Here is a 14,348-nt window from a genome sequence, read left to right as displayed (position 1 = left end):
CTGAAGCGCGTTTGCCCTGTAGGGCAAACGGCGCTTCAGGCACGCTATACGTTGGTGCGGCGGAAAGCCGGCAGGTTGGTGCAGTTTTGGCGTAGCGTTGGTGCGGGGGCGCGCTTTCGCAGCAGAGGTTCCTAGGCTTTTGCCAAGGAACCTCTGCTGCACGCTTTACTGCGCAAGCCCCTCGCGCGCGGTAGGCGGAAATGCGCTTCGCTGTTTCCGCCGTCCGCACGTGGTGCAAAAACGTAAGCGGGCAGAGGGGGGAAATGCGCTTCGCTGTTTCCCTCCTGCCCGGCGGCATCGTGCAACTGCGGGAGCCCCCGCGCAATTAGTGCAAAAGCGTGAGCGGGCGGGGGAAGGAAAATGCGCTTCGCTGTTTTCCACCCCGCCCATGCGCATTAAGCGCTGCAGCTGACGCAATCTTCGATTTCGAGGCTCTTGTTGCGGCAGTAGTAGACGGTTTTCAGGCCGTTTTTCCAGGCCGCCATGTAGAGCTCGAGGAATTCGCGCGCGGACATCTCCGGCGTGATATATAGATTGAACGATTGCGACTGGTCGATGTGGCGCTGCCGGACACCGGCGGCGCGGATGCTCCAGAGCTGGTCGATCCGGTGCGCTTCCTTGTAGAACCACATCGTCTCGGCGTTCAAGTTCGGCGCGGTTTGCGGGATGACCGCATTTTTCTTCTCCTCGACGAAAAACTTGTTGAAGATCGGATCGATGCCCGCGGTGGAACCGGCGATGAGCGAAGTGGACGCGGTGGGCGCGACGGCGAACATCCAGCCGTTGCGCACTCCGTGCTTGGCTACTTGCTCTTGAAGCTCCTGCCACTCGGGGCTGTCGTAGCCGCGATCTTCGAAATACGCGCCGCTTTGCCATTCGCTGCCCTCGAAGGCAGGATAGGCGCCTTTTTCTTTGGCGATTTCCATCGATGCCTTGATCGCGTAGAAGTTCATCCACTCGTAAATTTCGTCCGCTTTGGCAAGATGCTCGTCGGATTCCCACTGAATTTGGAGCTGCGCCAGCATTTGGTGGTAACCGCTGGAGCCGAGGCCGACGGCACGGTATTTTTTATTTGTAATTTCCGCCTGCGGAATCGGATAGTAGTTCAGGTCGATGACGTTGTCCATCATCCGCATTTGCGTCGTGACGACGCGCTCGACGTCTTCTTTCGTATAGACGCGTCCCAGGTTGGTCGACGACAGGTTGCAGACGACGAAGTCGCCGCTTTTCACTTGCGATGTGATGATCCCGTCTTCATGCTGGGTTTGGATCAGTTCGGTCGGGCTCATGTTTTGGCAAATTTCGGTGCACAGGTTGGAGCAGTAGATCATGCCTTTATGTTTGTTCGGGTTGGCGCGGTTTACCGTATCGCGGAAGAAGACGAACGGCGTTCCGGTCTCGAAAGAGCTCGTCAGGATGCGCTTCATAATATCGATGGCCGGCACTTCTTCCTTGGAAATGCTGTCGTCGTTCACGCAATCCAAGTAGCGGCTTTCCCATTCATCGCCCCACGAATCCTCGATGGAATACCCTTTTGCTTTGCGTACCTCGTGCGGGTCCAGCAAGTACCAGCTGCCGCGTTCTTCGACGGTTTTCATGAACAGGTCGGGAATGCACACGCCCGGGAATATATCATGCGCCTTCATCCGATCGTCGCCGTTGTTCGTCCGCAGGTTCAGGAAGTCGAGAATATCTTTGTGCCATACGTCCAGGTATACCGCGACGGCGCCGGAACGTACGCCCAGCTGGTCGACGGCGACCGCCGTATTATTGTAGTTTTTGATCCACGGGACGACACCGCCTGCGACGCCTTTGTATCCGCGGATGTTGGAGCCCCGGCTGCGCACTTTGCCGACATAAATGCCCATGCCGCCGCCATGCTTGGATACTTGGGCGAAGCTTTGATCGACATTGTAAATGCCCCACAGGTTGTCCGGCACCGTATCGATGAAGCAGCTGGACAACTGATGCAGCGGCTTGCGCGCATTGGCGAGCGTCGGTGTAGCGACCGTCATCTCCAGCTGGCTCAGCACATCGTAGAATTGTTTGGCCCAACGCAGCTTGTCCGCTTCTTTCATGGCCAAATGCATCGCTACGCCCATGAACAGCTCCTGCGGCAGTTCCAGTACTTCCTTGTCCAGCCCTTTGATCAAATAGCGGTCGGCGAGCGTCTTCAATCCGATGTAGTTCAGCAGGTAGTCGCGTTCCGGTTTGATGTAATTGCCGAGCTCCATAATTTCATCGCGGCTGTAATGCTCCAGTATGTAAGCGCCGTACCGTCCCGCATCGGTCAAGTATGTAATTAAAGAGTACAGGTCGCCGTAACCGAAATGACCGTATTTGCGGTTCAGACGGGCTTCTTTATATAGATCGTAAGTGAGAAGTTTGGCTGCGACGTATTGCCAGTTCGGCTGCTCGACGCTCGTTTTCTCTACGGCGACCTGGATTAACAGACGCTGAATTTCTTGGGTCGAAATTCCGTTGCGGAACAAGGGCAGCAGCGCCGTCTCCAGCTCCAGCGGATCGCACTCCGGGTACGATTCGCAGGCGAAATCGATCACTTTTTTCATTTTGGAAAACACGAGTTCTTCCTTCGTGCCGTCTCTTTTTACAATAATCATGCGCGTTCACTCCTTAGCATATATGCACTAAAAAAATGAAAAACATGCTCCGCCGTCCCAAGGCAGATGCATGCTGAAATAAAGCGTTGTTCTTGCGACACATCCCTATCTGCCGTAGGGGCTTGCGTGCCGTAGACAAAGGCAGGTATCCTGGCTTCGAAGTACAGCGCTCGCGGCGGCCTTCCCGATCCGTGCGGATCAGTGGCGAAATTTGCCGAAAGCCTCTTCGTTACAGTGGCGGGACCGCTCCGGAATCAAACCGGCTTCCCTTTTCAATCTTCCACAACATATCGTGGTGAAAGATACCTCAATCTACAATATGTAGTTTTTGTGAGTGCTAAAATGAATTTTACCTATCGGCTCTTCATCTGTCAATCTATTAATTTTTTTCGACAATGGGAGGAAAATAGAGTCGCCCGGAGAAGGGGGACCCGCGGGTTTGGTTCGTACGTCCAAAATATGCTACATTATAGAAAGCTGCGGCATGAGCGCTTTAAAACAGCCCGAACAGAGGAACGCAAGTCGTTTGCGATCATGCTGCACAAGAGCCATGTCATTGGATTGATGGACTGCAGAATGCAACAAGCTATGTCGTTTGGATTAACAATTGTTCTTAGGCCATGGAGGGAGAACCGTGAAAAAATATTTTACACCGGAAGAGGCGAACGCATTGCTGCCCGCCGTTATCCTCGATCTCGACAGGCTGCAAAGCATAAGCAGGCGCCTTGAAGTGAAGTTTGCTCAACTGCAGGCGCTAAAGGCGCATGTTCGCAAGTACGGCAAGCCGGAAGGCGAGGACCCTTTCTTTTCCATCGAGTGCGAGCTGGAAATGATGCAGCTTGAGGCCGATGCCGGTTTCCGCAGCTTGCAGATGAAGGGGGCTCAGCTCAAAGACCTCGATACCGGTTTGGTTGACTTTCCTGCGATGATCGACGGGATCGAAGTGCTATTATGCTGGAAGCTCGGGGAAGAACGAATCGAGTATTATCACGGGCTGGACGACGGGTTTATCGGCCGGAAGCGGCTCTCGCAGGAGTAAGTTGATCGAATCTTGTCGATTAGCAGGAGATTAGCTCAGATGGTTATATTTTTCTTCCTGTTAGCCGGCTGTTTTTCGTCGGACGTGATGACTAGGAGGTTTATGAAATTGCTGCACCGCATCAGAAGGCTGGGGCTCCTGCCTGGAGGGGCTTCTTTGTACCGTCTTTCCACAGGTACTTTTATTTTTGTTTTTTTGATAAGCATGCTGTTTGCCGTCCTTGGCGCCCGCGAAGCAAGCGCTCACGCAAGCCTCATTGAATCGGCTCCCGCCGCTAACTCGTCTTTGACGCAGTCGCCGGAAAAAGTCACGCTGACCTTCAATGAACGTCTGGAAGAAGGGCTGTATTATTTGCGTGTATTCGATGCCGAGAAACGCAAAGTGACGGACCGCAGCGCGGTCATGAACGCATCGAAGACCGTTCTTTCGCTGGATCTGCCGAAGCTGGAGAAAGGCACGTACCTTGTAACGTACCATGTAATTTCGGCGGACGGGCATCCGGTGGACGGCACCTACCTGTTTGCGGTAGGACAAAGCCTCGACAACATCTCCGGGGGAACCGCACCGCAGACGGGCCACCTGCAAGGACATGGCGGTCTGATTGACCGGTTTACGCTGGGAGACGGGCTGCGGTTCGCTTCGCGCATCGCTTTTTATATGACAATGCTCGCTTTTACGGGATGGCTGCTATGGATGCGATGGTTCGGCAGCGGAACAGCGGAGCCGGTACGCGCAAGGCTGAGGCTTTGGGGCGAACGCATTCAGCAATCTTATTTGATCGTTTATATTTTGTTCATGTGGGCTCATCTGTGGCAGCTTGTCGGCGACGGCGGGGCCCAGGAACTGCTGCGGCTGTTCACGGCGACCGGAATCGGCTATGCCTGGATCGGAGGCTTGTTGCTCGCCCTGCTGTCTTTCGTGATGCTGTATCGCAGCGCCTTGCTGGATTATGCATGGGTTGCGCTTGTATGGGGAGCGAAAAGTTTCCTCGGCCACGCCGCCGCCTTTGAGCCGAAGAGCGAGACGATTTTGCTTGACTGGCTTCACTTGGCTGCAGCTTCCGTATGGGTCGGCGGTTTGCTGTTCATGCTCGTATTGTGGTCAAGCGCAAGGGAAGAAGCAAAACGGTTGTACGGCTCGTTTTCGCTGGCTGCGCTGCTCGCTATGTTGCTGCTGATCGTGTCCGGCGTCATGTCCGTATTTATATTCCTTCCGGATATCGCTTATATTACGGAAACCGCATGGGGCAAATATTTGCTGGTCAAGTCGGGGCTTGTGCTGCTTGTCGTCATTACCGCGACGCTCATTCGGCTTGGTTACCGGCGCAGGAAGGAAGCATCGGTCGGCTTGCTTGTCCGGACGGATGCAGTACTGATGACGCTAATCGTTGCGATCGTAGGCATATTCACCTACTTGACGCCGCTCCCGGCCAACGAGCCTTTGAATTGGCATGTCATGGGAGAAAAAATTCATATGACGGCGCAGATCAGTCCCGCGGCCCCCGGCGTAAACGATTTTACGGTCAAAGTATGGCTCCCGGATTCACTCGGGAAACCGAAGCAAATCATTTATAAATTGCAGGAACAGAAGAGCGCGGACATCGCGCCGATCGAGGTGCCGCTGGAACCGTTTGAGGATCAAAGCTTCGACGAATCGTACGGGATGAAAAAATATAGCTACAAAGCACGCGGCCCCTATATCCCGTATCCCGGCTATTGGAATTTGGAGATTCGGGTCATGAACTCCGCCGACGACGAGACCGTCTACGAAAAGACCATACGCGTGTACTAAGCGGCATCTGATGTATAGTCCCGGGGGACCGTCATTATCGGTCATGAAATATAGGCCTAAATAACCACATTTTTCTTGTACATTTGGTTCCTCCGTTTTACAATAAAGCTAACACCTTATACAGGAAGCAGAGGAGCATCATGGTGAACAAGAAGGTTTCCGCAGGAACGGCTTCGACTCGCGGACGTTATGTACAGGCCAAGATTTTACAGCATGTTTCCGAGCTGCGGTTATGGTCGGTTTTGGCCGGTGTGGAAATGTTCATGCTTACTGCAAGGGAAGCGTTCGGCTACCGCAACGATGCTGCGGAATATATCAGCACGTCGATGATCGTCTTGCTATCGGTCCCCCTGCTGTACATTGTTTTTATGAGGCGAAACGGAAAACCGGCCAAAGTCATCGGACAAGTTTTGGCGTTGATTTCCGGGCTGGAGCTGCTGGAGTACGGCGTCCGCCTGGTACTTCGTCTGCCGACGAACTGGTCCGGCGAGCTTCTGAGTTGGGCCGGAACGGCGGCGCTGCTGGTGCCGCTGCTTTATTTTGTCATCGTGGATATTCGCCACCGCGAATTTACGGAGCGCCAGCTTACGTACATGGCATATCACGACGTGCTGACCGGTCTGCCGAACCGTCAAATGTTTCAGAAATCGTTAAGCTTGTCCATTCGCGGGTCGAAAGCCTCCAAGTGCATGTTTGCCGTGCTGTTCATCGCGCTCGATCGGTTTAAGAACGTGAACGATACGTTCGGCCACGCGTTTGGCGACCTGCTGCTGATCGAAGCTGCGGACCGGCTGAAGGCGGGGCTGCGTCCCGGCGACCGGGTATCCCGGCCGAGCGGCGGGGAATTTACGGTGATGTTGAAGGACGTCGCGGACCGGCAGGAGACGGAGCGGATGGTCAAGAGCATCATCGACCAGATGTCCAGACCGTTTGTGATCGACGGTCACGAGGTGCGGGTCGGCTGCAGCGTCGGCATCTCGATCTATCCCTTTGACGGCGGCGATGCCGTTACGCTTATGAAGAACGCGGACACGGCCATGTACCGGGCGAAGGATGAAGGCAAGAACGGCTTCGCGTTTTTTGCGGCGGAAATGAACGACAGCGTCATTCAAAAGCTGGTCATGGAAGAGTGGCTCAACAAAGCGATGGAGCAAAACGAATTGATGCTCTATTACCAGCCGCAGGTCGATATGACCGCCGGGCGCGTCATCGGTATGGAGGCACTGATTCGTTGGGCGCATCCGCGCATCGGGTTCATCTCGCCGGCGGAATTCATCCCGCTGGCGGAAGAGACGGGGCTGATCATTCCGCTGGGGAAGTGGATTTTGCGCAAAGCCTGCATGCAAAACAAAGCATGGCAGCTTCAAGGCTACCCCCCGCTTAAAATGGCGGTGAACATTTCGCCCGTTCAATTTTACCAGCACGACTTTGTGCAAGAGGTGCTGGACGCACTGAACGAGAGCGGGCTGGAGCCGAAATACCTCGAGCTTGAGATTACGGAAGGCGTCGCGATGAATCATGTGGATCAGGTGATCCACAAGCTGCAATCGCTCCGCAATCTCGGCGTGCATATTGCGATGGACGATTTTGGGACAGGCTATTCTTCCCTACACTACTTAAAGAAATTTCCGATCGACAAGCTGAAGATCGCCCAGCAATTCGTGCGGGACATCACGGTAAGCCCCGACGATGCGGCGATCGTACAGGCGATTATGGCGATGGCCCGAAGTCTGAAACTGCATGTCATTGCCGAAGGCGTGGAGACGGAGGAGCAGCTCGACTTCTTGATCCACGCCGACTGCAAAGAAATTCAAGGATATATTTACAGCAAACCGCTTCCGGCGGAAGAAATACCCGGCTTGCTGGAGCGGATTTCCGCGTAAGGAGCCGGCAGCGCGGCGACCGATTGGCGTCGGCTTTGTAGGCACACCGGCTATCCAAAGCAGGTCAACATACGAACAGGAGCGTTTCCTTCCCCGTGAGGGATAAGAAACGCTCCTGTTTTATGTTTGTGCCGGATTCCCGGCGCCGCTGCTACATCTGAGTTCGAGTCGTTTGCTGCGACGAGGATACGGCGTCTTGGCTTTTCACCTCTTTGGCCCCGCGGTAGCACATGTAAAAGAGCAGCCGCGTGATGGCGATGACGATAAAGCATCCCCATAGCGGCAGGACGGCGGTCAAGAAGCCTGCGATCAAGGCGCCGACGGCGTTGCCTGCATTCATGACGAGCTGAAAGTCGGAGAAATACGCCATTTCTTTGTTATGCCTGCCGGCTTCATTCATCATGATCGATTGCGATACGACTTCATGCACGGCAAGACAGACGCCGATCCAGCCTTGCAGGGCAAGAATCGCCCAGAAGCTGTCGATGAAGCCGTAGGGCAGCACCGAGAGCGCCATTCCGATGACGGCCGCGCCGTACACTTTCATGAGGCCGAACCGCTCCATCCAGCGTCTGGCGAGCGGGAGCAGCAAGGTGGACACAATGCCCGCCGTGACGACAAAATAGGCGATCTGCGAATTGCTCAAATTCAGCACTTTGACATGGTAAATAATGAACAGAGGCGCAGCCATGGCGATGCCTACGTTGTTCAGTCCCATCCACCACGTCTTGCGGTCGCATTCCTGAAAGGGCCGTACGAGCGCCAGACGGAATTTGTACTTTTCGCGCGGCGCGAGTTCGGCGATCAGCGACATGCCGGCGAACGTTGCGATGCAGCCGACGAGCATGGAGATGACGTAATTCATCGGGAATATATGGTTATAGGCGTCTAAATATTGGCCGATCCCGAAGCTGCCGATCGTCACGATAATGATGCCGATCATTTTGTTGTTGCTGAATATTTTCGGAAACTCGCGCGGCTCGACCCACCGGCGCATAATCGCGGGCTGCTGGGCGCCGTTGACCATGACGGCCACCGCATTAATGGACCAGAAGAACAGCAGATATGGAATCGGGTTCGGCAAAAGCACCGACAGCGCCATCGATAAAAAGGCAAATTGACGAACGTAGCCGCTGGTCAAAAAAACGCCTCTGGTCACGGGCAGCTGTCGCGTCAGAAACGCGAGAGACAGCGCGCAGAACAGAGGCGGCAGCGAATTCGACAGCGCAATTTCAAAGTTGCTTGCGCCCAGTCTTGCAATCAACACTTGCAGAAACGTAAAAAAGCTGACGCTCTTAATATTTTGCAGTGCGGCATCCAGATAGATTCGGGTCGACAGCTTCATTACGTCTCAAAACCTTTCGCGGGTAGATTTCTAATGTATTGTCATTAGTCTACCGCGGGGACAAACCGATTCCCATGGACGGTCTAATCGAAAAACATGGATTTTTATGCTTCCTCGGCGTTTGCCTTATTCCAATTTTGCGGATGGCCGTCGCCCACATAGTTCGCGGCCGCTGCGTTCGAGATCACTTGCTCCGGACTTTTGCAGCCGGGAATGACGGCGGTAACGGCCGGATGCTTCAGGCACCAGGCGAGCGCCCACGTCGCCATATCCATGCCTTCCGGCACTTCCCGTTCACGGATGCGCTCGACCTCCTGCAGCTTGGCAAGCGTCTGCTGCGGGTCGTGGCGCTGCCTTACATCGTTGTCGCTAAACGTCGCGCCAGGTTTGTATTTACCGCTCAAGTAGCCGCTGGCCAGCGGCACGCGCGCAAGAACGCCCAAATCCTGCCGCTCGCAGGAAGGGAACACCCGCTCTTCCGGCTTGCGGTCGAGCCGGTTGTACACCACCTGGATGACCTGCGAGCCGACTTTTTCGGAGGTATCCGTCTGATGCAAATTATCGTTGCTGCCGATCGAGGTGCCGAGATGGCGGATTTTACCGGCCTGCACCTGCTTGTCCAGCATCGTCCACAGCTCGTCTTGATCGAATGCCTCGTCCGGTCCCGAGTGAAACTGGTACACGTCGATGTAGTCGGTCCGCAGTGACTGAAGCGATGCCTCTAACTGCGCGAGCACCTCTCGGGCCGAATAATGCGGCGTCCGGTTTTGATGCCCGTGAAAGTGATGGCCGAATTTGGTGGCGATGACCCAATCTTCGCGTCGTCCGCGGGAAATATAATCGCCGATTAGCGATTCGGATGTATGATCGCCGTAGCATTCCGCGGTATCGATCAGATTGATGCCGCTTTCCTTCGCCTGATCCAATATGGCGTCCGCTTCGGCCTGGGTAAACGTCTTGCCCCATTCACCGCCGAATTGCCACGTTCCTACGCCGATGACGGAAACTTTCAAATTGGTTTTACCGAGTCTGCGATATTTCATAGCCTGTTTCCCCTCCTATTCGTCGTTGATTCCATTCTACAAAAGTTGGTAGCCCCCGGCAAATGCACGGAGATCATACCGGCGGCGGAAGCCGATATTCCGACTAAAAAAGTTAGCCAATCGGATGATTACCACTAAATTTAATAGATAATGCAACCGATATATATTACATAATTCTACAAAAGGCGATAAAATTTCTTTTAAAACGACATAAATCGACAAAAATCATTGCGATTTTGCAGGAGTCGTCGGTTTACACAACATCGGGGGGATTGTATTATGTTCACTGCCATCACCGGAAGTGTCTCACGCAAGCTGACACTCACGCTTTTTGCCATTCTGCTTGTTTTTTCAGCCGTATCCGCTTATTTGTCTTACCAGTCCGTGCGCGGATTGTACCTTCAAAACATTAAGACGATTCATGAAACGGATGCGGTCACGACCAATTTGGTAAAGGCGTTCATCACCGGAGCCATAGCGAAACAAAAGGCAGGCGGTGACATGAAAAACGATGAAGGTCTCAAGACGCTATCAAGCGTTCTCAGTTCGATGTCCGAGAAAGATCTCGTGGATAACGCCTATGTTTTATACCCCGATGTCGTGACAGAGGGAGGTAAGGAATTTTTGCAGGTCGTCGGTACCGGGGCTTCATTAGAAAAGGTGCTTCCGCCGATGAGCAAATACGAACTTACCGATGTGTTTAAAAAGGGGGTCGAAGAGCTCAATCAAACCGAATTGGTTTTGACGGACAGCTATACGGACGCCAACGGCACGTACATCAGCTCTTTGTCCAAGATCACCGATGACAAAGGGAATGTGATCGCCATCTTCGGACTTGATTTCAATTTTGGCGATGTGCAGAAGCAATTGAATAAGGAAGTCGTTCATTCAATTATTACGGCCGTTATTTTAGGAGTCGTTTTCTCCTGTCTGATCTGGCTTATTATTACGAGAGAACTCGTTCCGTTCAAAGAGCTGACGATCGCAACGAATCGCGCGGCCAACGGCGATTTCTCCTTCCAGATGAAGGTTACGCGGAAGGATGAATTCGGACGCTTGAAGCAAAACTTTAATACGATGCTGGCGAACGTATCCGCGCTGCTCCGGGACGTTGCGGACTCGACGAAAGAGGTTGTCTCCGCGTCGCAATCGATGTATGAGGGGGCCGGCCAAAGCTTGACGTCCGCCAAGGAGATTGCAAGATCGGTGCAGGAGGTTGCGGCAGGGTCGGAAGCACAAATGCAGAGCACCGAGGAAACGAAACGGGCGGTCGGGGAAATGACCGCAGGCGTGCAGCGGATCGCCGAATCCGCGGGCGACGTAACCGAATACGTCTTCTCCGTTTCCGCTGAAACGGGGGCCAACCAGAAGCTGATGGCAGGCACGGTGGAGCAGATGGAGCGCATTAACGAGAGCGTACAGGCAGCCGTTCAACAGCTGGAGCGGTTGCTGGAGCGTTCGGCCGATATTACCGGCATTGTCGGCGTCATTACCGATATTGCCAACCAAACGAATTTGCTCGCGTTGAACGCTTCGATCGAAGCGGCACGCGCCGGGGAGCAGGGGCGCGGATTTGCCGTCGTCGCCGGTGAAATCCGGAAACTGGCGGAACAGTCCAGAATCTCTTCGGAGAACATTGCCCAGCTGATTCATGCCATTAATGAGGACACGCGCGAGATCGCTCAAAGCATGAGCTCCGGCGCGGAGGAAGCGACCAGCGGCGCCGAGATCGTAAGAAAGGCGCACGAAGGGTTTGACCGGATCGCCGAATCGATGCAAAGCATCACGGCGCAGGTCCAGGAAATTTCCGCTGCGACCGAACAATTGTCCGCGAGCTCGGAGGAAATTTCCGCCACAATGGAAGAGCTCGCGCGCATATCGGAGCAGTCGTCGGGCAGCAGCCAGGAAGTCGCCGCATCCGTAGAACAGCAGTTGGGAACGATGGACGCGATGGCCGCATCGGCCCGAGGGTTGAAGAGTACGGCCGACAAAGTCAAAGCGGGCGTGAGCAAGTTTACGGTATAGCCGAACGAACAAGGACGATAAAGTCAAAACGCGAACGGCCGGCCTTCCCTGATAACGGGGGAGGCCGGCCGTTCGTATGCTGCATGACGGATTGCGACGCTATTTGGCCGCTGCTTTCTCCTCCTCTATCGCCTTGGCGATTTTCTCGTCCGTGTTGCGCAAAGCCGAATTGACATCCTGCTTGCCGATAATGACGTCGCCAAATTCCTTCGCCAATATCGTGGCCGGATCGGTGGAGAAATTCGGGTTGAATGCCGGCGTAGGCGCAAACTGGTTGAAGTATACCGCTCCCGTATTTTTTCCGGCAAGCGCCGGGGTTTGCTGGCCGAACGTTTTACGGACTTCCTCGTTTTTCAAGCTGGTCAGCTGTCCTTCTTTGTTGTTCTTGATCTGTACTTCGTCGGAGAGCAGGTGGGTAACCGATTGGAACGCTTGTTCCTTATGCTTCCCTCCCGTGATGAAGTAGACGCGCGGTTCGGATTGAAAGCCGACCTTCGGCAGATCGGCAAATGTCGGCGCAGCAGTCATATCCCAGTTCAGCTTTTGAAATCCTTCGCGGTTGTAGGAGGACAACGGGGAAACGATCATGGCGATATTTCGTTCCGTCAGGAACGAGTTCAGCTCCGAATTGCCGTCGCTGCCCTGCTTAAAGCCCGCCATATTGCCCTCGATCTCATAAAATCGCTTCGTACTGTCGAGTAAACGCTTCCAATTCGGAGTAGCGGCAGCGAGCGGCTTGGCGGTCGAAGCGTCGATCAGCGGCAAGGACAGCTGGTTCCCGTTAAATACAAGCCGGTAAAACATGCCCATCCCGCGGTACGATACGCCGCTATCCGTTCTAGTCAGCTTCCGTGCCAGCTCATACGCGCCGTCCCAAGTCATTCCGTTCGTCGGGTAAGGAACGCCGAACCGGTCGAAGACGTCTTTGTTGTAAAACAGTACCATCGGGTTGAACGAATCCGGCAGACCGAATATTTTGCCGTCCCCGGAAACGTTGCGGATCGTTTGAACGGCGGACGGATCGAACCGGCTCAAATCGTACTTGTTTTTCGTGATGAGTTCGGTCAAGTCGTATTGCAATTTGAGCTGCAGCACATGTTTGCGCATCTCGGAAAGCGACAGCCACAGGATGTCTGGAACTGTGCCGGCCGTAATGAGCCCGGTTAGATCCGTTCCCGGCGGAATATACTTCAGCGTATATTGCGGATATTTCGTCCGCACCGGCCCCGCGATCTTCTCCTCGAACAGCTCCGGCGTCATCGAAGTGCTCGCCGCATAAAACACAAGCTCCGCTGGAGCTGCCAAATCGGTTTCTTTCGAAGAATACGCTTTTCCGGAAGTGTTAGCGCATGCAGGAAGCATCGCTGCCACTGCGGCCGCAGCGATCATTCGTATAATACGGCCTTTAGCTGTGCCATGTCTTTGCTTTATTTTATTGATCATACAATCCCCCTCTTTAATCGAATCATAGAATCCAATCGGCTCACATGTGCCTCTTCCCCAAGTATTGCGGATGACCTGCAGCGGCGTAAATAGAAAAAAGATCGAACCTTATGGAAAATTGATCGAACCTATTTCCGTATCGGACGGCTTGCGCAAGCTTGCCGCATCGCTTTGAACATTCAACTTTTATTCCATATGATTTAACTCATCCTCCATTTACTATGTCAAAGCAGCTTCTATAATTGAATTAAGGATCGATTAAAATTTTATATTTTCCAGTTCCGCATAGGGGGGGACGTCCGTTGCAGCATGCCTTTTTCGACCGGATTCATTTGCGTATTATCGATGTATTGCAAAGGGACCGCACTTACTCCGGGTCGGTCGGTCATGTGATCCGCAGTCCTTCTACGCACATTCGAAGCTTTCTGTACGCGTATGAAGGCAAAGGCATGATGGAGTTGGGCGGAGTGAGCTATCCTCTAAGCGCCGGATGCGTTTTTCATTTCCCGATGAATCAGAGCCTGCTGATCGACAGCTCGCCGGAGCAGCCGCTTTGCTACTTTACCGTCAGAATGGATTACAAGTTCATCGAATGGGAAGGCATGCAAATTCGCAGCGTTGAACCGGATGACCGGGTGCTTCCTTTCGACTACGTCGTTCCGATGCCGGACAAGGAGACGATGCTTGGCGAGATGCAGCGTTTGCACAGCTTGTGGCACAGCAAGCAGCCGGGCTACGAGTGGGGAACGAAGCTCGCTTTCATGAACATTCTTCAGCGGGTCAGCGAAAAACAGCAGCTGCAGGAGGAGCACAACCTCATGGCGCAATCGATCCTGAAATGCAAAGACTACATTCGCAACCATTATCATGAGCCGCTGGAACGCGAAACGTTGGCGCGAAAAGCTTCTTTGTCGACCAGCTATTTTTCCGTCATGTTCAAGAAGCACACCGGCTATTCTCCCGTGCAATATATTACGAAAATCCGCTTGGACAAAGCGAAGCTGCTGCTCCGGCAAAAGCATTTGACGATCGCCGACGTGGCCCGGGAAGTCGGGTTTCGGGACCCTCTCTACTTCGCCAAGGTGTTCTCCCATGAAATCGGCGTCCCGCCGAGAGAATACCGGAACATGTAAAATGTAAAGTCATGAATCGCGACAA

9 protein-coding genes and 1 riboswitch are annotated in these 14,348 nt (G+C 53.8%); of the genes, 5 read left to right on the top strand and 4 right to left on the bottom strand.

All coding sequences use genetic code 11. The features are described from left to right. Nucleotides 1–395 precede the first annotated feature (395 nt). A complete protein-coding gene (locus ACFQI7_RS18740; RefSeq protein ID WP_218098344.1) occupies nt 396–2,621 on the bottom strand; it encodes a ribonucleoside-diphosphate reductase subunit alpha in 2,226 nt (741 codons plus the stop codon). A gap of 123 nt (nt 2,622–2,744) precedes the next feature. Next, nucleotides 2,745–2,946: riboswitch (cobalamin riboswitch) on the bottom strand. A 309-nt stretch (nt 2,947–3,255) separates the two neighbouring features. Between ACFQI7_RS18740 and ACFQI7_RS18735 the strand changes: the two genes are divergently transcribed. From ACFQI7_RS18735 to ACFQI7_RS18725, 3 genes are all read left to right on the top strand, one after another. Next, nucleotides 3,256–3,660, top strand: coding sequence for a DUF2203 domain-containing protein (locus ACFQI7_RS18735; protein WP_218098343.1), 405 nt, complete (start codon nt 3,256–3,258; stop codon nt 3,658–3,660). A 102-nt stretch (nt 3,661–3,762) separates the two neighbouring features. Further along, nucleotides 3,763–5,451, top strand: a complete 1,689-nt coding sequence (locus ACFQI7_RS18730) for a copper resistance CopC/CopD family protein (RefSeq protein WP_377517326.1) — start codon at nt 3,763–3,765, stop codon at nt 5,449–5,451. A 140-nt stretch (nt 5,452–5,591) separates the two neighbouring features. Next, nucleotides 5,592–7,334, top strand: a complete 1,743-nt coding sequence (locus tag ACFQI7_RS18725; RefSeq protein ID WP_218098342.1) for a putative bifunctional diguanylate cyclase/phosphodiesterase — start codon at nt 5,592–5,594, stop codon at nt 7,332–7,334. Nucleotides 7,335–7,485: 151 nt separating this feature from the next. Here the strand turns inward: ACFQI7_RS18725 and ACFQI7_RS18720 are convergent, their stop codons facing one another. Together ACFQI7_RS18720 and ACFQI7_RS18715 are read right to left on the bottom strand one after the other, a co-directional pair. Beyond that, on the bottom strand, nt 7,486–8,679 hold the full coding sequence (locus tag ACFQI7_RS18720) for an MFS transporter (RefSeq protein ID WP_218098341.1): 1,194 nt from the start codon (nt 8,677–8,679) through the stop codon (nt 7,486–7,488). A 104-nt stretch (nt 8,680–8,783) separates the two neighbouring features. Beyond that, complete coding sequence (locus ACFQI7_RS18715; RefSeq protein WP_218098340.1) at nt 8,784–9,722, bottom strand: aldo/keto reductase; 939 nt, start codon at nt 9,720–9,722, stop codon at nt 8,784–8,786. Nucleotides 9,723–10,001: 279 nt separating this feature from the next. Between ACFQI7_RS18715 and ACFQI7_RS18710 the strand changes: the two genes are divergently transcribed. Then, on the top strand, nt 10,002–11,747 hold the full coding sequence (locus ACFQI7_RS18710; protein WP_218098339.1) for a methyl-accepting chemotaxis protein: 1,746 nt from the start codon (nt 10,002–10,004) through the stop codon (nt 11,745–11,747). A 99-nt stretch (nt 11,748–11,846) separates the two neighbouring features. Here the strand turns inward: ACFQI7_RS18710 and ACFQI7_RS18705 are convergent, their stop codons facing one another. Beyond that, nucleotides 11,847–13,190, bottom strand: coding sequence for an ABC transporter substrate-binding protein (locus ACFQI7_RS18705; protein WP_218098338.1), 1,344 nt, complete (start codon nt 13,188–13,190; stop codon nt 11,847–11,849). Between the two features lie 302 nt (nt 13,191–13,492). On the opposite strand from ACFQI7_RS18705, the gene ACFQI7_RS18700 reads away from it, so the two are divergent. Continuing rightward, the gene (locus tag ACFQI7_RS18700; protein ID WP_218098337.1) at nt 13,493–14,323 is read left to right on the top strand and encodes a helix-turn-helix domain-containing protein; all 831 of its coding nucleotides are present in this window, start codon (nt 13,493–13,495) and stop codon (nt 14,321–14,323) included. The last annotated feature ends 25 nt before the right edge of the window (nt 14,324–14,348 follow it).

It is taken from the genome of Paenibacillus allorhizosphaerae, from assembly GCF_042659105.1.
GTDB classification, from domain to species: domain Bacteria; phylum Bacillota; class Bacilli; order Paenibacillales; family NBRC-103111; genus Paenibacillus_G; species Paenibacillus_G allorhizosphaerae.
The sequence above is the reverse complement of the archived record's forward strand: the minus strand, read 5'-3'. Positions and strand labels throughout refer to the sequence as shown.

Bases quoted from the DNA above. Each gene is read 5' to 3' on its own strand.
- ACFQI7_RS18725 (WP_218098342.1), top strand. From the start codon at position 5,592: ATGGTGAACAAGAAGGTTTCCGCAGGAACGGCTTCGACTCGCGGACGT.
- ACFQI7_RS18710 (WP_218098339.1), top strand. From the start codon at position 10,002: ATGTTCACTGCCATCACCGGAAGTGTCTCACGCAAGCTGACACTCACG.
- ACFQI7_RS18720 (WP_218098341.1), bottom strand. From the start codon at position 8,679: ATGAAGCTGTCGACCCGAATCTATCTGGATGCCGCACTGCAAAATATT.
- ACFQI7_RS18740 (WP_218098344.1), bottom strand. From the start codon at position 2,621: ATGATTATTGTAAAAAGAGACGGCACGAAGGAAGAACTCGTGTTTTCC.
- ACFQI7_RS18705 (WP_218098338.1), bottom strand. From the start codon at position 13,190: ATGATCAATAAAATAAAGCAAAGACATGGCACAGCTAAAGGCCGTATT.
- ACFQI7_RS18715 (WP_218098340.1), bottom strand. From the start codon at position 9,722: ATGAAATATCGCAGACTCGGTAAAACCAATTTGAAAGTTTCCGTCATC.
- ACFQI7_RS18730 (WP_377517326.1), top strand. From the start codon at position 3,763: ATGAAATTGCTGCACCGCATCAGAAGGCTGGGGCTCCTGCCTGGAGGG.